Origin of the sequence: Mesorhizobium sp. WSM4306, from assembly GCF_007003975.1 — a bacterium.
GTDB lineage: Bacteria > Pseudomonadota > Alphaproteobacteria > Rhizobiales > Rhizobiaceae > Mesorhizobium.
In genome coordinates this window covers 40,003-56,117 of sequence record NZ_VFTC01000017.1, presented here as the reverse complement: position 1 = coordinate 56,117, position 16,115 = coordinate 40,003, and the positions used below count along the sequence as shown (strand labels likewise).

At 57.0% G+C, this 16,115-nt stretch carries 14 protein-coding genes and 3 pseudogenes; 5 read left to right on the top strand and 12 right to left on the bottom strand.

The annotated features are described in order from the left end of the window. Positions 1-568: 568 nt before the first annotated feature. Positions 569-916, top strand: coding sequence for a transposase (locus tag FJV77_RS19925; protein ID WP_063169310.1), 348 nt, complete (start codon positions 569-571; stop codon positions 914-916). Positions 917-964: 48 nt separating this feature from the next. On the opposite strand, the pseudogene FJV77_RS32995 reads toward FJV77_RS19925, so the two are convergent. Further along, positions 965-1,101, bottom strand: a pseudogene (locus FJV77_RS32995) (IS3 family transposase); the annotation flags it as partial. Positions 1,102-1,629: 528 nt separating this feature from the next. On the opposite strand from FJV77_RS32995, the gene FJV77_RS32990 reads away from it, so the two are divergent. Continuing rightward, positions 1,630-2,004 carry a zinc ribbon domain-containing protein gene (locus FJV77_RS32990; RefSeq protein ID WP_063169311.1) on the top strand — a complete coding sequence of 125 codons (375 nt, stop codon included), beginning with the start codon at positions 1,630-1,632 and terminating at the stop codon, positions 2,002-2,004. A 55-nt stretch (positions 2,005-2,059) separates the two neighbouring features. Here FJV77_RS32990 and FJV77_RS19915 read toward each other — a convergent pair. From FJV77_RS19915 to FJV77_RS19870, 10 genes and pseudogenes are all read right to left on the bottom strand, one after another. Beyond that, positions 2,060-2,184, bottom strand: a pseudogene (locus FJV77_RS19915) (integrase core domain-containing protein); the annotation flags it as partial. A 24-nt stretch (positions 2,185-2,208) separates the two neighbouring features. Further along, positions 2,209-3,111, bottom strand: coding sequence for a CoA ester lyase (locus FJV77_RS19910; protein ID WP_210326668.1), 903 nt, complete (start codon positions 3,109-3,111; stop codon positions 2,209-2,211). A gap of 133 nt (positions 3,112-3,244) precedes the next feature. Beyond that, positions 3,245-4,396 (bottom strand): CaiB/BaiF CoA-transferase family protein, encoded by a 1,152-nt coding sequence (locus tag FJV77_RS19905; RefSeq protein WP_063169312.1) that lies wholly within the window; start codon positions 4,394-4,396, stop codon positions 3,245-3,247. A gap of 11 nt (positions 4,397-4,407) precedes the next feature. After that, the gene (locus FJV77_RS19900; protein ID WP_063170371.1) at positions 4,408-5,661 is read right to left on the bottom strand and encodes a methylaspartate ammonia-lyase; all 1,254 of its coding nucleotides are present in this window, start codon (positions 5,659-5,661) and stop codon (positions 4,408-4,410) included. 453 nt (positions 5,662-6,114) lie between these two features. Next, on the bottom strand, positions 6,115-7,110 hold the full coding sequence (locus tag FJV77_RS19895; RefSeq protein ID WP_063169313.1) for a succinylglutamate desuccinylase/aspartoacylase family protein: 996 nt from the start codon (positions 7,108-7,110) through the stop codon (positions 6,115-6,117). 319 nt (positions 7,111-7,429) lie between these two features. Further along, positions 7,430-7,672: a hypothetical protein gene (locus FJV77_RS19890; protein WP_127273917.1), complete on the bottom strand. Its 243-nt coding sequence runs from the start codon at positions 7,670-7,672 to the stop codon at positions 7,430-7,432. 24 nt (positions 7,673-7,696) lie between these two features. After that, positions 7,697-9,475, bottom strand: a complete 1,779-nt coding sequence (locus FJV77_RS19885) for an ABC transporter permease subunit (RefSeq protein WP_063169314.1) — start codon at positions 9,473-9,475, stop codon at positions 7,697-7,699. A 20-nt stretch (positions 9,476-9,495) separates the two neighbouring features. Beyond that, positions 9,496-10,584 (bottom strand): ABC transporter ATP-binding protein, encoded by a 1,089-nt coding sequence (locus tag FJV77_RS19880; protein WP_224570037.1) that lies wholly within the window; start codon positions 10,582-10,584, stop codon positions 9,496-9,498. Positions 10,585-10,774: 190 nt separating this feature from the next. Beyond that, positions 10,775-11,881, bottom strand: a complete 1,107-nt coding sequence (locus tag FJV77_RS19875; protein WP_063169315.1) for an ABC transporter substrate-binding protein — start codon at positions 11,879-11,881, stop codon at positions 10,775-10,777. A 62-nt stretch (positions 11,882-11,943) separates the two neighbouring features. Continuing rightward, the gene (locus FJV77_RS19870; protein WP_063169316.1) at positions 11,944-13,107 is read right to left on the bottom strand and encodes a M20 aminoacylase family protein; all 1,164 of its coding nucleotides are present in this window, start codon (positions 13,105-13,107) and stop codon (positions 11,944-11,946) included. 443 nt (positions 13,108-13,550) lie between these two features. Here FJV77_RS19870 and FJV77_RS32460 point away from each other — a divergent pair, with 443 nt between their 5' ends. Then, the gene (locus tag FJV77_RS32460; RefSeq protein WP_164548526.1) at positions 13,551-13,721 is read left to right on the top strand and encodes a hypothetical protein; all 171 of its coding nucleotides are present in this window, start codon (positions 13,551-13,553) and stop codon (positions 13,719-13,721) included. An 85-nt stretch (positions 13,722-13,806) separates the two neighbouring features. Further along, positions 13,807-14,438 (top strand): annotated as a pseudogene (locus FJV77_RS19865) (IS5 family transposase). Positions 14,439-14,440: 2 nt separating this feature from the next. Here the strand turns inward: FJV77_RS19865 and FJV77_RS19860 are convergent. Next, complete coding sequence (locus tag FJV77_RS19860) at positions 14,441-15,616, bottom strand: Xaa-Pro peptidase family protein (protein WP_063169317.1); 1,176 nt, start codon at positions 15,614-15,616, stop codon at positions 14,441-14,443. A 258-nt stretch (positions 15,617-15,874) separates the two neighbouring features. Here FJV77_RS19860 and FJV77_RS32455 point away from each other — a divergent pair, with 258 nt between their 5' ends. Beyond that, complete coding sequence (locus FJV77_RS32455; RefSeq protein WP_164548527.1) at positions 15,875-16,030, top strand: hypothetical protein; 156 nt, start codon at positions 15,875-15,877, stop codon at positions 16,028-16,030. Positions 16,031-16,115 lie beyond the last annotated feature (85 nt).

Genomic DNA, 16,115 nt, shown 5'->3' with positions numbered 1-16,115 from the left:
ATCCGGGCTATGATCTCAGTCAGCACTGCCCTAAGGGGTCAGAGGAGGGTTCGGTCAGTCAAGACCTCAGACGGCATGGCCAAGGTCAAGCTGCGAGGATGTGCCACCGCGGGCGCGGCATAACTTGGCGGGCTACAATTTGGTTCGCTTGCCCAGGCTGCTGGCAGCGCCGGTAGTCGGCCGCGCCGGACTGGCACCTACGTCTGGTCCATGAACGGTTGCTTTAGCAAAACCGAAGTCCTCGCCAAAACTCTTCGCCGACGTGCGACGACCGCGCCGGTGCTCGTTCCGGGGTCGGCAAGACGAAGACAGGCCTACTCTGGATTTATGCCCGCGATGACTGATTAGGGAGGGAGCGGACCGCCGGGCGTCTTATGTCTATGCGCCGGACCGAAAAGGCCCAGCGTGCGATCGCTCATCTCGCAGGCTCTCTACCGGAACTTGCAGGTCGACGGCTATAGCGGGCCATCGCTTGCTGGCCGACGAAAAGCGGCTTCACGCTCGCCTTCTGCCATGCCGCGCCCGATCGAGGCGCTAAGAAGGATCCGCGAACTCTAAAAGATCGAGGATGACATCCGTAGCCGAGGCCAACGAGGCCTTGCTGCACGCAGGCAAAAAGTGCTCAACCATCACGGCACTGGACCCAGGGCGGCTAGAGAAGCTCGGCCAAATCAGTCAGAAGACCAAGCTCACAGCGGCGATCCCCTACACGCTCTCGCGCTGGGAAGCGCCTCTCGCGCATCCTGGACGAGGCCATATCAAGATCGACAGCAACGTGGTCGAACGCTCAATCATACGCAACTCTTTTTGCAGCTCCGGCGGTGGCGCTGAGCACTGGTCAGTCATCGTGTCGCTGGGTGATCGCCGGGATTGGCCGGATAGCCTGAAGCTAAGGCCGTCGAGCCAGACCCTCTGACCTGCCACTGAACTTTCAACCAGTGGCGATTAGCCTCGGCCGTTTCTGTTATGGCGCGGTTTGAGCAACGGGCGGAGGCGCGAAGCCTTCATTGAGTGCAGCGTCGGAGCCGGTTGCGGCGAGGGTTCCGGCGAAGACCGCCGGGGTCAAATAGCGAGCGAGGAATGCGGCCTCACGGTGTTGAACAACACCAGGAAAGAACACCCACAGGACCGAGGAACGCAAGTTTCTTTATCCGTGGCATCCTTGGGCCGGGCGTTGTGTTCACGTTCATGAGGTGATCGAGAACGCCGACCGGGAGGTTTTCCGCTGCAGTCTCTCCCGCCACGCCTCCGATCGGTGGCTGGAAGTTCCGGCCTGGATGTTTGATCGCGGTCTGCACCGCGTGGCGCATTGCCCTGCCCCACATATCGATCCCAGAACGCTTGGCGTCTTGGTGACACTGCTGCAGGACCCGACGGCCAATTCCCACACCCCATCGCAATTGGAGGATTCGGGCGCAGCATCGGGTCCTCACGAAGCGAACCGGGGAGAGGTCCATACCGCGCCAGCCTACGACATATCAGTTCGATCTTCTCCAACCCGCACGACGCGCAGACCGCGCAGATGCCGCCATTCGCTCGCGCAGCCGCCGTAAGGCGCGAGATGCTGGCGCTGATTCCGGGTGCACACGAAGGCTACGTCGGCTGGGAAAGGCGGAAGCGATCCGCAAGATGGTGAGCGACCACGTGCCCACGAGCCGGCATCACGGGGCGCCCAAGCATGGCGACGCTCTGCTCGCCGACCTTGTCCGCTGCCGGCGCTGCGGCCGCGAGCTGACGGTCCGCTACACGGGAACCAAGCACAACATTCCGCGCTATTCCTGCTGGCGTGGTCTGCTTGACAATGGCGAGCCGCGTTGCATCGCCTTCGGTGGACTCGCGTCGATCGAAGGCGTTCATCCTCTGCCGGACGGTCCATGGGTCTTCAGCCGATCAACGCTTGACGAACCGGCGGCTCAGCGCATCGTTCATCGCGCGCGGCAAAACCCAAAATACCCCATGGGATCGCATCCAGATCAGCAAAACCTATTCACTCAAATGACATAGACAGATGAGTGTTATGAACAGGATTTAGGTCCTGCCTCCATTCGGCAGTGGCACTGCGGGCGTGGTCGAGGCCGAAGAACAGGCCATCGTTCAACAGCTCGTCTCGCATTCGGCCGTTGAGGGAATCGCGTAGCCATTTTGCATCGGCTTGCCCGGCGCGGTGTAGTGCCATTCGCTCCTGTTCAGCCGCTGATAACAGGCCAGTCAGTTGTTGCCCACAAGAATCAGGATCTCGTGGGCGCGCCGCACCACTGGCGGATCTATCATTTTGCCATTCAACGAGAATGCGGACAGTCCACGCGTGGCGGCATCATTTGCCGCCGCGACAACTTTATGGGCCCACTCGAGCTCCTGGGCGCTTGGCGAGAAAGCCTCATTGAATATGGCCACCTGTGTCGGATGGATCGCCAAAGCTCCGGCAAAGCCAAGCCGCCGCGCCCGCACCGCGGCCTCACGAAGTTTATGCGTGTCCGAGAACTCGCCGATGCTTCCTATGAAGCCCAGCGGGAGCAAGCCGGCCGCGCGGGCGGCAAACAGAACAGAAAGGTTCGGCGTCAAAAGAAGGTCGAATCCTGGGGCGCCGCCAACAGCGGCGCTGAAGTCTTCAGGGCCAAGCGCCATTGCGACCATCCTTGGATGCGCCGACGCAATGGCCGCAAGCCTTTGCAAGGCGCCCGGGGTCTCAATCTGGGCAAGGAACCGGATGCCTCCCTGCGGAAGATTTCTTTCACGTTCTAGTTCCGAAACCGCATTCGCGATCTCTATAACCCACTCTGCCGAATCCGTCTTCGGAAGAACCAGTGCGTCAACACCCGCCATCACGGCTGCATCGAGATCGGCCGCCAAGGCGCGCAGACCATGATTCACGCGGACCAAAACAGATGCGCCTTTCCGGCCCACCTCTGCCACGCATTCAGGAAGCTGCTGCCGTGACTCTCCTTTCCGATCCTGGGGCACGGAATCCTCCAGGTCGAGAATGACGCCATCTGCGCCCCGCTCATGGGCCGTCTCTACAAAGCGCGGAACGTGAACAGGAACGAAGAGCAGGGATCTCCAGCGCGGTACAGACATCGCGCCTTCAACGGCCGCAAAGGTGTCCTTGATCATGGAGACGCCTTTGCGGCCGATTTTAGCGCGGGCGCTGCCAGTGAGCTTTCTAGGCGGCCGGTGCGCTGAAATGATCCGAGGTACACAGGCATTTTGTAAACCGCGAGCAGTCTCACCTTACTGAAACGCGCGCTCACGCTGACGCGGCTCTTTCGCGCAAAAGCGCCCGCACCTCCTCGCGGACAGCCTCGGTATGAGAGCCAAGAGCCGGGACTGGGCGAAGCGAGGGGAGCTCCGAGTTGAAAATCGCCGCCGGCGCTATCGTCTCGACGGCTCCATCGGGTGTTCCAACCTGCACCCTGCGAATGTGTGGATGCTTTGAAACATCCACCACTTCGTTCAGTCGGCCATATGCCAGGCCGGCCGCCTCGAGCTCCTGCATCGCATCGTGGCAGGATAGTTCAAAAAACCGCTGTTCAATGATCTCATCAAGTTGCGCACGATGAGCGAGGCGCTCCATATTGTCAGCAAAACCAGGTGCGCGTGTGAGCCCGGACTGCTTCAGGAATTTCTCGCAGAAATTCACCCATTCGCGGTCATTCTGAACCGAAAAGATGACCTCTTTGCCGTCGGCACAGCGATAGGCACCATACGGCGCGAGCGACGGGTGTTTCACGCCTGCGCGTACCGTCTGGTAGCCGCTGTAATCATTTTGCAAAACCGGCACGTTCATCCAGTCGGCGACGGCATCAAACAGTGACACCTGGATGCTGGTCCCTTCGCCGGTGACCTCGCGGTGGTACAGTGCCTGAAGAATGGCGCTGTGCGCTGTCATGCCCGCCGAGATATCGCAAACCGAGACCCCTACACGCGCAGGCCCCTGTTGGTTGCCGGTGATAGCGCATAGACCTGTTTCGGCCTGGACGATCAGATCGTAGGCCTTCAAATGGGAATACGGCCCTGACTCCCCGAAACCAGAAATGTCGCAGGTGATCAGCCGCGGATATCGTCGACGCAGATCAGCGGACGCGAACCCCAGTTTTTCTATGCTGCCCGGCTTTAGATTCTGGATGAAGACATCAGCACTGGCAATGAGCGTGTCGAGGACGGCGCGATCCGCCTCCAACCTCAGGTCTAGACAGACCGACTCCTTACCCCGGTTGAGCCAGACGAAGTACGCGCTCTGCCCCCGCACCAGCTTGTCGTAGTTTCGGGCAAAGTCCCCTTCGGGCCTTTCGACCTTGATCACCCGGGCGCCTGCGTCAGCAAGGCGAGACGATGCGTAGGGAGCTGCAACGGCCTGTTCGACCGCCACAACCGTGATGTCCTTGAGACTGTTTAGCATCAGGGCGCTTCCTACGCGGCTTTCAGGTTTTGTGCCCGACGCCGATCAAGCATGGCGAGCAACCGATTTTGTTCGTTGCCTACAATGGAAAGACCTTCGTCGATGCCCATGCCAGGCTTCGCGAGCATCATGTCCGCCTGTGTTGCCACCGAAATGTGAACCGTCGCTCGCGCGGAGAGATCCGTCTCGCTGCAGCTGCCTCCCACATAGGCGTCCACGTTGTTCTCTTTGCACAGAAGCACCGCACGGGCGCTGTCGGCGATCGAGCCCACGTCCGGCGTCTTGATCTGCACGAGATGGGTCGCCTTAGCCTCCGCAAACAGACGCACATCCTCTAAGGTGTTGCAGCGTTCATCGACAACGATGCGCGCACGTGACGCGCGCGCATTCAGAATGCCGACGATCTGCCCGTAATTTTCGACCTGCGCCGGCGTAGACCCGAAGTCGGCTGGCGATTCGATATTCACCGTGAACTCCGGAACCGCGTCAGCAACCTTACTGATGAAGTCGGCGATGCGCTGGACGTCGAGCCCGATCTCCATACCGATCCAGCCGTACACATCGAAATGCAGCACCGGAGAATAGTCTGGTTGGCCGATTTGCTTGACGCGGTGCGCCACCCATTTGACGAAATCCAGAAAGGTTTCTCCCCCAACGCCGAATTTGCTACGCGAGTTGATGAGGCCATGCGGGATCACATCCACCCCCTTCAGGATCATTTTATCGACATTGATTTCGCGCGCATCACCGCTCTGGCAATAAATTGGGACACGACGATGCGGCATGGATAGGCAAAATTCCGAACAAACCACCTCCGCCATGGTACGACGCGCAGCATGGGCAGCAGCGCTTAAAAGGGCTTGGCTGACCCCATATTCGATGCATAGTGGGAGTCGTTTCCCAGTATGGAGATCGAAGACACTGGAGCAGGCTGTCAAAAAGCTGGACGCATCAATGTTTAAGAGCCGCGGGACAACAACACGTGACGTGAGATCCATGATGGCTCCGACGTCAAACAGGGGGTCACGCCCGCCAGCCCCTGAGTATTGCACTCCCATCATATCGCCCCAGGCGACCATATCGTCTTCCAGGACAAGCCCGACGCTTAAGCAAGCTGCCGGAACACGGATATCACGGAAGCCGGGCGTCAATGGCTCGCCGACGTAAACAAAACCGTCCTGGCCAACCCCTGCCCTAATGGCAGCTTGATCGTCATAAAAGAAGGCGCCGTTGCCGGGCGTGAGAATGACGTCTTTGATCTGCACTGAATTATACTCGAGTTTGGCCAAGCTATGAGCTGCGGCCGGATTTGCGCGCTCTGTCCTAAGTTATGCCCCGTTCGGAATCGGTTTTGCCAATATAAAGCCCCGAACGTGCCCATCTCGTTTTAAGATACGATAAAGTTGTTTTACGGGCGTCAGCGGGGACGGCACCGTCCGCCTCCCCTCTTGGTCGCGGTGCGCCGGATCGTCGCCCCTGCTTCCATAACAGAAGCTAGGCGATCAATCCGTCCGGCCAGCTCCCATCTCGGACCGCCACTTTCAACCATGGTTAGTATAAACCAAGCGATCAAGGATCAAGCAATCTTTTTGGCATGATTTTGGAAGACAGGATCAGCCGCTGATCGATCCGAGGAGCTGGCCTATAAGCTCCAGTCGAGGCCAGTGCCTTCATACCGGAGTTACTACAGCTGGCCAAGGCGCGGCTAATCTGTACCTCTAGTTATGCAGCGGCCGCGCAAGGATGGCTACCCCTTCATTGCGGTCGACATGCGCGCCCGATCCTATGGCTAGGACGATTGATGGCCCAGGCGCTCGGATGTCAATGGACGGAGCGGAAACAGAATCCATAGAGTGTAGGATACCTATAAGATCTCCCGACCTCACTTCATCCAACACAGAGCAGCGAGGTTCGAAGATACCCTGCGCGGGCGATTTCAACTCGTCTGATATCAGCGTCTCAAGGGTCTGACTGGACCTTTTGTTACGGAAAGACACGTCCTCGACTTTTCCTTCGACGAGTCCAAGCATAACGAGCGCGTTGCGAACTCCAGCTTCATAAATCGCTAGAGCTTCTGCGCTAACCGTACCACCGCCGAATTCCGCGCAAACGAATACCTTCCCTAGGCTATGTGCCCAACTGTCGAACATCCCAGCCGTGTCGTCATGTTGCCAGAGCAATGTTACGGGCAGCTTAAATGCCGCTGCCATTGCGAGCGTCTTAGCCATGAGATCCGCATCAGCAATTGGATGCGTGATGACCGCCGGGGGAAAATCCCACGTTGGGCCGAAGCTGTGCAGATCGAAAACGATGTCGGCATTTGGCAACAATACGCGTGAAACCGCATCCGCGATTCGTTCCGTAACAGACCCGTCGGCACGGCCCGGAAACACGCGGTTCAGATTCAAACCATCAAGCGGAGTATTGCGGCTCCATGCTTGAACTGCCAATGGATTAAGCACTGGCAGCACGATGATCCTACCACTGGTTTGCGCTTGTGGCAGCCACTCGATAAGCCGCCGCGCGACTAATGGCCCCTCCATTTCATTGCCATGATTCCCACCGGTGATAAGAAGGCGCGGTCCATCGCCCTTATTAAGACTAAAAACCGGAAGCGAGAACTCTTCATGGTCGGCGCCTCCCGGCACAACGAGGTGTCCTCTGCTCACGCCATGCGCATCGAGATCAAACGTAAGATGTGGTGCTTCGTTCATTGCTTAACCTATTGCGGGTGATCTGGCGACTTTGACCGGGCATATGGTCTTGTACACGGCTATTTTTTTCGCCTGGAACTATGCACACGCGGTCACCACTTCGCCAATATAATGTCCGAGACGGCACCATCGCGTTTTCAGATGACCAGGGCTCGCTCTGCTGACCTGTCCCTTGGTTCGTCACCTTGATCCCGGTGCACTAAGGGAGGAGGAAGGTCAAAGTCGCGGTGGGTAGCCGATTTCAGAAATCGCGCGATCAGCCGGTTGACGTTGGCTAGCTGTTCGTTGTTCAGACGGGCGAAGGATCTGTGCGATCCGGTCAGCGCCGTTGACCTCGAATTCCATCCTGGCGCGCAGCAAGAGGATCGGCAGGTCTGAGCTTGCTGGCGAGCAAGGCCGGCCGATCCCAGACATAGTCCGAATCCTTGATCCGCATGTGCCAGATGATAATTGCAAGAGCTTTACTGGTTTCCGTTTTGGACCAGGTGGCCATTTTATCCGCCCGTTGAAGCCCCGAACAGATGCTTGTCGCCAGTCCGTAGGAATAGGTCGGACGCATCATCAGGAAGTGGATCTGCCACGCCAGTTAGGCAGCGGCTTCCTGTAATGTTCGCTGCATGCTCGGTCGAGAACGCCACCAGACGGCATAGAGGACAAGCATCCAGATTAAAGGCAGAAGCATCAAAAGAGAAGCGACTGCAGCAATCGTCGGGTCGATTTGGTGGCGGATATTCTCCAGCATCTTCAAGGGCAACGTCCGCACCGACAGACCGCCGACCAAAGACGTTATGACCGCTTCATCGAATGACTGGAGGAATGCGAACATGGCGCCGCCGATCACTCCCGGCCTGATTAACGGCAGTGTTACGCGAAAAAACGTTTGCAGTGGTCCGGCACGCATACTCTTGGCCGCCTGCTCTAACGTCCGATCGAAGTTGGCCAACGTCGCAGAAACGATCACCACCACAATTCCAACAGCGCCGATACTGTGAGCGAGGGCGATACCACCCTTTGTGCCGATTAGACCAATCTGGATGAGACCCAGATAAGTCGCGATACCGACCACGATAACTGGAAAGGTGATAGGCGTGATTATGATCATTGTCAGCACGCCGCGAAGTCTTGCGCTTATTCGGCTCAATCCGAAAGCAGCAAGTGTTCCCAATAGAGTAGAAATAACAGCTACCTCGACACCAATCTCGACGCTGGTCCAAGCTGCTCCGCTCCAAGATGCATCGCCGAAAAACGAGCGATACCATTGAAGCGACAGGCCCGAAGGCGGAAATTGCAAAAATGCCCCGGAACTGAACGACATGATGACAACGATTATCCCTGGGAATAAAAGAAAGGCCATCACCAAAACGATAAAAACGATCGCGACGACTTTAGGCCATCGCCTTTCCGCCCCAGGCACGTAGCGCCGTCCCGTCCACCGTTTGACACGATAGGGACGCAGAATTTCGCTGAAGTTTCGTTTGATAACAAGAACAATGGGTAGTCGGGACATCGAGCCCTTCGGAGCTCGAGTTTGGCTTTGCTCTTGTTTGCCGGAGAGGTCAAGCCCGACCATGGAAAGCACCACAATGGCAAACCCGAGAAGGATGAAGGACGCAGCGGCAATGCGCGGAATATCGAACGAGCTATTCACCTCGGCCGCAATGAAGGTTGAAAGCATGGCATCGCGCAATCCCCCAAGTGCCGCCGGCGTGATATAGAATCCTAGGCAGAACACAAAAACTAGGAGCGAGCCACTCCGTGCGCCTGGAATGCTAAGGGGGAGAAATACACGCCTGAAAGCGGTGAAAGGTCCCGCTCCCATACTGCGTGCAGCAGCCATCAAGGACCGATCGATCCCCATCATCGCACTAACCAAGGGAAGTATCATCATCGGCAGCATGATGTGGACCATGCCAATATAGACCGCGGTTCGGTTATAGATGAGTTGCAGAGGTCGATCGATCAATCCGACGTCCAGCAAGATGTTGTTGATGACCCCGCGATCCCCAAGAATAACAATCCATGCGTAGGTACGCGCCAGCCCACTGGTCAAATAGGGGATGATCACGAGAGCGATGAGCGTCATGCGCAGAGTCTTGGATGCCGTGACGATCAGATACGCGGTTGGATAGCCTACGATTAAGCAGATGGCAGTTGCGACCAGACTTATTTCTATCGTTTGAAAGAGCACCCGCACATTAGCTGGCTGGGCGAAAAACGCTCCGTAGTATTGGAACGAGAAATCGGGGGCATTGACACTGCTTAGGAAAAGCAAGGTTATAGGGGCACCGAAAACCACAAGCAAAAGCGCGAACGCGGGCGCGGTTAACCCAAGTGGCACCTTGGCCATTCTGCGCAAAAGCTTCATGGATATCCCTTATCAATCGCTTATGGCGAAACGAAGCGAATGTCTGACCGCAGCCACGTGAGGCAAACCTCCTCGCCTGGCTGGAAAACAGGTTGGTCTGCCGCGACATGTTCCCGGACGATGAGAACATTGTTGCCAACGCGAACATGGTATTTTCGCAGAGGGCCGGCAAAAATCATATCGTCGACCGCACCGGCAACATATTGCCGCTGGTCCGTTTGAGCCCACTCCGCAGTCTTCGGAAGTACACTGATGCGCTCTGGCCTTATCATCGCAACGGTGCCGATTTGCGGCGCGTTGCCCCCTCTGGCCAGCAACAAGGCATCCTCGAGAATGTTCGCCTCACCCAGAAATTTAGCGACAAAGCACGATGATGGCCGATCATAGAGGGCCTCTGGTGTATCGATTTGCTCGACACGTCCTGCGCGCATTACAACAATCCGGTCTGACAGAGTAAGCGCCTCCTCCTGGTCATGCGTAACGCACACCGTCGTGATACCGAACTCCTTGTGCAAGCTCTTCATCTCGATCTGCATCTGCTCACGCAGGTTACGGTCGAGTGCGCCAAGCGGTTCATCAAGTAATAGGAAGGGTGGATCGGCAATCAGCGCGCGGGCTAGCGCCACGCGCTGCTGCTGACCGCCACTCAATTGGGATGGCATGCGACCGCCGAATTCCCCTAGATGCACGCGCTCAAGCATACGGGCTACCCGAACCTTCCTCTGATCGGGAGCCATGCCCCGCATTTCGAGAGGGAATTCCAGGTTTCGAGCCACTGTGAGATGCGGGAACAGCGCATAGCTCTGGAACACAATTCCTTGATCGCGCCGGTAGGACGGGACCGAAGCCACTGAATGGCCGGCGATCATAATATCACCCGAACTCGGGGCCTCAAAGCCGGCCAAGAGCATCAGGGTAGTGGTCTTACCCGAGCCGCTCGGGCCGAGAATCGTCAAGAACTCGCCGCGACGCACGGTCAGCGACAGATCCCTGACCGCCGGAACACTCCCGTACATCTTGGTAACACTGCTGAACTGAATTTGTGGCACCGATTGGTTCACATCTGCAGCGTCAACTTCCGAACGGGGGGCGGTATTCATTGCGTGCATGTTCACTGTGGCTCCTCCACCATCGCTGGCGTGCATTAGCAGGCATTTGCCGTACCTTCTGCCGTCGTACCCGATGCCGTGAGCGGAGAGGCTAGTGGGCTACCCCGCTCCCCGTCACATTTTCAGCATCAGTTTCGACTTTAGCCCGGTATGGAGTTACCCCGACCGGACTTTCGCACTTCAACCAACCCTACTGCAGGATCCACTCATTCCACCGCTGGATAAGCATCTCAGTGTTGGAAACACCGCTGGGGCCTACCTCATTGTACCATTTGCCGTTGATGGAAACGCTGCTCTTGATGTAATCTGGGTGGGTAGGGAGCTTGCGCGCAACTTTCTCGGGAAGAAGTTTGAACGCATTGCCGTTGCTTGGTCCCTCAGGAAACAATTGGCAAAATGCTGCCTGACGTTCCGCGCGAGTGGCGAATTCGATAAACTTCTGCGCAGCCTTCGCGTTGGGTGAACCCTTTGGAATGACCCAATAATCCCACTGCAGCTTCGCCTGGTTTCGATTGATCTCCGTCGCGGCGCCCTGATCGATCAACAGTAGAGCTCTTCCGTCATACGATTGAGCGATGTCAACGACCTTATCATGCAACATCTGTTGAATCTCTGATCCGCTGCTCCACCACTTACGGATGTGCGGCTTTATTTTGTCCAAACTGGCAAACACCCGGTCGATATCCATCGGGTAGAGCTTATCGGGAGATACACCGTCCGCTAACAGGGCCTCTTCCCAGGGTCCTTCTGAACCAAACTGGCCGGACACCAAGGTGCGAACGCCGGGAAACTTATCAGCATCCCAGAATTCAGCCCAGTTTGTCGGCCGGGGTTTATCAGCTGGGAATACGTCTGTGCTATATACCATATTATATGAGTAAATCAAATTTGCCACGCCAAACGGTTGCTTGGCAAATTCATAAATTCCGTCTAGCTCTTCTTTCCTGAACAAGGAGTAATCAATTTCTTCAAGAATTCCTTTCTTAGCTGCGACCAAGCCGGACCCTTGCGTAAGCGCCCCGACATCTACCGTGACATTGCCCGATTTTACCATCAACTCGACCTGTCCCATACCCATGTCGTCGGTGATTGGGTTGACCTTGATACCGGTCTCAGCTTCAAATGGCTTAGCGTAAGCCTCAATGTTAGCCTTTCCCCAATCGCCGCCGCCTAGCACTACGTTGATCTGGTTGGGTGTTTGGGCCGCAACGCGGCCCGCAATTGAAGACAGAGCGCCAGCCGCCATGGCGGTCGATGTCGCCTGCAGCAATCGTCGGCGATTTATTTCGTATTTCATGTCGTTACCCTCTTCTTGTGATCTCAGCCTTGATTAGCCAAGGTTGTTTTGCTTGGACAATGTCATGGTGCTAGAGCAGCCTCGGCCAAGTTGACCCAGTATCCAATGCCGTATGGCAGTGCTTCATCGTTAAAGTCGTAGGTTGGATTATGGAGAGCAGCAGTCGATCCATTTCCAAGCAGTATACATGCCCCCGGCCGCGCCTCTAGCATGTACGCGAAGTCCTCTGACCCCAAACTAGGTTTGACTTTGGGGTTCACCGATGAATGGCCGACCAGAGCACGCGCCACCTCTGTTGCCCGACGCGTTTGATCGGGATGATTGACAGTGAGGGGCTCCAGGCGGCGATGCTGAAACTCGACCTTCGCCCCGGAAGCGCGTGCAATATTTTCCGCGCACGCCTCAATCTGTTTTTCAGCGAAGTCGCGCAAAATCGGTGACAGTGTCCTGACTGTTCCGGCAATCTCCGCGCGTTCGGGAATGATGTTGTAAGCTTGTCCGGCGTTCAGCTTTGTGACGGAGATCACCAGGGACTCGGTGGGGTCCGTGTTGCGTGAGACTAGTGTCTGCAAGCCTAAAATGATCTGAGCTGCAACAACGACGGGGTCAATTGTCAGATGGGGAGCGGCCGCGTGACCCCCTCTGCCTTTGACCACAATATCGAACTCGTCGAGCGCGGCAAAAATCGAACCTTCGCAAATGCCGAACGCACCAACCTCCATGCCTGGCCAATTGTGCATGCCAAAGACCTGAGATATCCCGAAACGGTCCATGATCCCCTCCTGGACCATTCTTTGGCCGCCGCGGCCATCTTCCTCGGCAGGTTGGAAGATCAGGGCAACGGACCCTTTGAAGTTCCGGGTCGCGGCGAGGTATTTCGCGGCGCCAAGGAGCATTGCAGTATGCCCGTCGTGACCACACGCGTGCATCTGTCCGGACCTTTTCGACGTCCAAGGTTTGCCTGAAGCTTCGAGTATAGGCAGAGCGTCCATGTCGGCCCGCAACCCGATAGTGGGCCCATCTCCGAGTTGACCTTGGATCAACGCAACCACGCCGGTTTCAGCTATCCTGCACTCGATGTGGTTAATCCCGAAGGAAGCCAGCTTTTCCGCCACAAATGCCGCTGTGTCATTCACCCGATAGTCAAGCTCCGGATTCTCGTGCAGGTACCGGCGCCAAGTCATCGCTTCGATCTCGATCTCCTTGAACCTGTCAACGCCAACCATAGGCACGTTCCCGCATTTGAGTAATTTGGATCAGGCGCCGGTGCGTAATTAATGATCGATGCCACCGGTGTTTTCGTCAAATGCAGTTTGGATATCGTAACCATCTAGAACCGAGATAGCCCCGCGTTCAGGCCTCGGTGTTGGCGCCGGCGACTGCGACCCGATAACAAGCCGTTTGCCCTCAAATGGATAAGCTTCGGCCTTAGAGGACCAGCTGCGAAGTGCTGGCAATCATAAACTCTGGCTCTGCTGGCAACGGCCAATGGCAAAGGTCTGAGTAGGAAGAGCTGTCACCATCGCGACACTCCTCCCCCTCCCACGACCTACTTTCCAGGACTGCATGCGCTTTGCCACTCAATCCGCAAACCGCAGACCCTAGGCGGCGTGGACAAATTCGATGTTAGCAGGGTCGCTTTCCTGCGATCGGGTTGTTAGCATTGGGAATGACACTGGAAGAAGAGAGCGAACGAGCTACGTCGATGCTGATTGGCAAGGTTGTTCGCCGTGTCATGCGCCACCGCGATGGAGAGGTGGTGATCGAGTTTGAGGATGGCAGCCGATTTTTCGCGGATAGCGACAGCCCTCTCGAACTGTCCATCACCTTGGCGGAATAGTATATCCGCCTTACGGAATTTCGGACGTCGATGCGATTGACGTAGCCCAAGAGGATTGATTCAAGGCTGCTTTTTGGAGGCAGGTTTGAGCAGGGGCGATCTCACCGAAGCAGAATGGCGTGTTCTCAAGGGCTTGCTGCCCATCGACCCTGACAAACGCGGCCGAGGTAGACCTCCCAAGCAGAATCGTTCGATCATCAACGGCATTCTCTGGCGGCTCCGCTGCGGCGCTCCATGGCGGGATGTCCCGCCCAAATACGGCAGTTGGAACACCATCTATCGTCGGTTCCGACGCTGGAGCGAGGCCGGGGTCTGGGAGACCGTGGCGGTAATGCTCGCCGAGGTCATGGCGGACAGCGGCCACTACAGCATCGACAGCACCACAGTTCGCGCCCATGTCTCGGCAGCGGGCGGAAAAGGGGGACTCGTGCACCGGACGCCTTCCTTGCGGACAAGGGCTACGATGCCGATACCATTCGCGCCGATCTCGCCGAGCGGAAGATTAAACCCGTCATACCCGGCCGATCAAACCGCCGCGTGAAGATCGAGTATGACCGGGCGCTCTACAAGCAGCGGAACCGAATCGAGCGCATGTTCGGCCACCTCAAAATCAACCGGGCCATTGCCACCCGCTACGATCAATTGGCCAATAGCTTCCTCGGAATGGTCTACCTAGCCACCGCCAGATACTGGCTCAAATTTGTCCACGCCGCCTAGCATCACGCCCGATAAAGTGTTGGCGGGATTTCGCTCAGGAGTTCCGCGCCGCGCTCTGTCACGAGCACGTGTGCGCCGGCACCAAATAGGTAGCCACTTTCGCTGCACAAAATGTTTGGCATGTGCAGGGTCATGCCAGCTCGGAGTGGTTCATTTACATCGGGCTCCAGGCTTAGGTCGCCGCGCTCAGTCCAATTGATGCCAGTTTGGTATCCTGTTCGTTGGCGGAAGACGCCCTTGCGTCCAGATCGCTTCAACACCTCGCCCCCAGCAGCGTGAACGTCCGCCGGCGTAGCACCTGGTCGAATCGAGGAGACAAGGGCCGCAATGACCTCTTCAGCCAAGCCGTGCAAAGATTCGGTTTCGGGATGTTTGCCAAGGACTGCGCATCGAACCATTCCCACTGTATACCCGTGTTTCGAAGCCCCTATCTCCAGAAAGGCAGGTTCGTTGTTGCTGAGAGGATGATGGGTCGCTGGCGCATGGGGCAACTTCACTCGCTCTCCAAACAAAATGGTACCCGGCGCAAGCCCGATATCCCCAGCGGCGTTGCTGGGGTCGTTTGTTACCGCCGCAGCTAGGGCCGCTGCCATTTCGATCTCCGTAATGCCGGGACGAAGCGATTGCTGAAAGGTTCGAATTGCCACGTCAGTGAGTCGAACAGCATCGCGCATACACGCCAACTCAAGTTCTCCTTTCACTGCTGACACTGACGAGACCAGTCGGGTGACGTCAGTAATCTTCAGATCCGGGAGCTGGTCTTGGACTGCGCGCACGTCGGCGGGCGCGAGATTCCAGCAGCCAAGCTCGAAACCGACTCGCTTATTGTCCAGTCCGAGTCGACGCAATACATCGGCGCAGACCCTGCCAAAATCAGGCTGATGTGTATAGGTTTCAATTTCCTCGATGCAGCTATATGAACGTACTGCCTGCTCGTCATATTCTCGGACAACAAATATCGGGACCCGACCCGGCATCAGAATAAGAGGGAAAGGCGCGAAATATCCACCGCTCCCATCGTAGCCGCTGAGATACTTCAAGTGGCCGTGCGCCGTTACTACGATTGCGTCCAAGCCTGCCGTAGCAACCGCATCCAGCACATTGTTTTGCCGGCGCTCATACTCTGATATCGGAAACGGTACACCAGTCAGAGGAATTGCGGAGCGTGTCGTCGCCATATCTCACCTCAATCAGTGTGTCGTGGTTTGGTTGCGCAAAACGCGCGATCGCGTCCATGTTCGAAATTGAACAAAAGCTTCGCCGGCTCATGCGGGGTGACAATCCCCTTTCCTGGCGGCTAGCGTCAAATGCTGTTTTTATATCGGCTGCATCTCGCAGCGAGATGCGCATAGTGCCTTCATCGGCCGCTCAATGCAGGCAACGCTGGTCTCCGACAGCTTTGTTCTCGCCAGAGGATCGCCGACAAAGGCGCCGAGTTGCTCGGCAAGCTCGTCAGCCTCGGCCAGAAGAACCATGCTGACGACCTTGAGCTTGGCAGCGAGTCGGCGCGCCTTCGCATTCTTGCCGGCGAAGCCGCCGACGCCGGGGGAACTGTGCCGGCGCCACGCAACAGCATGTTTGCACTGATGTAAGGCCGCTGCGACACCAGCGACGGCTCTCCGCCGCCACCTCCGCATCTCGCTACCAGATGACACTAATACAAAGACTGCATTTGGC

Coding starts and splice junctions, on each gene's coding strand:
- FJV77_RS32990 (WP_063169311.1), top strand. CDS start 1,630: ATGGTGAGCGACCACGTGCCCACGAGCCGGCATCACGGGGCGCCCAAG.
- FJV77_RS19905 (WP_063169312.1), bottom strand. CDS start 4,396: ATGCTAAACAGTCTCAAGGACATCACGGTTGTGGCGGTCGAACAGGCC.
- FJV77_RS19870 (WP_063169316.1), bottom strand. CDS start 13,107: ATGGTTGGCGTTGACAGGTTCAAGGAGATCGAGATCGAAGCGATGACT.
- FJV77_RS19910 (WP_210326668.1), bottom strand. CDS start 3,111: ATGATCAAGGACACCTTTGCGGCCGTTGAAGGCGCGATGTCTGTACCG.
- FJV77_RS19890 (WP_127273917.1), bottom strand. CDS start 7,672: ATGATGCGTCCGACCTATTCCTACGGACTGGCGACAAGCATCTGTTCG.
- FJV77_RS19895 (WP_063169313.1), bottom strand. CDS start 7,110: ATGAACGAAGCACCACATCTTACGTTTGATCTCGATGCGCATGGCGTG.
- FJV77_RS19880 (WP_224570037.1), bottom strand. CDS start 10,584: ATGCACGCAATGAATACCGCCCCCCGTTCGGAAGTTGACGCTGCAGAT.
- FJV77_RS19875 (WP_063169315.1), bottom strand. CDS start 11,881: ATGAAATACGAAATAAATCGCCGACGATTGCTGCAGGCGACATCGACC.
- FJV77_RS32460 (WP_164548526.1), top strand. CDS start 13,551: ATGACACTGGAAGAAGAGAGCGAACGAGCTACGTCGATGCTGATTGGC.
- FJV77_RS19885 (WP_063169314.1), bottom strand. CDS start 9,475: ATGAAGCTTTTGCGCAGAATGGCCAAGGTGCCACTTGGGTTAACCGCG.
- FJV77_RS19925 (WP_063169310.1), top strand. CDS start 569: ATGACATCCGTAGCCGAGGCCAACGAGGCCTTGCTGCACGCAGGCAAA.
- FJV77_RS19860 (WP_063169317.1), bottom strand. CDS start 15,616: ATGGCGACGACACGCTCCGCAATTCCTCTGACTGGTGTACCGTTTCCG.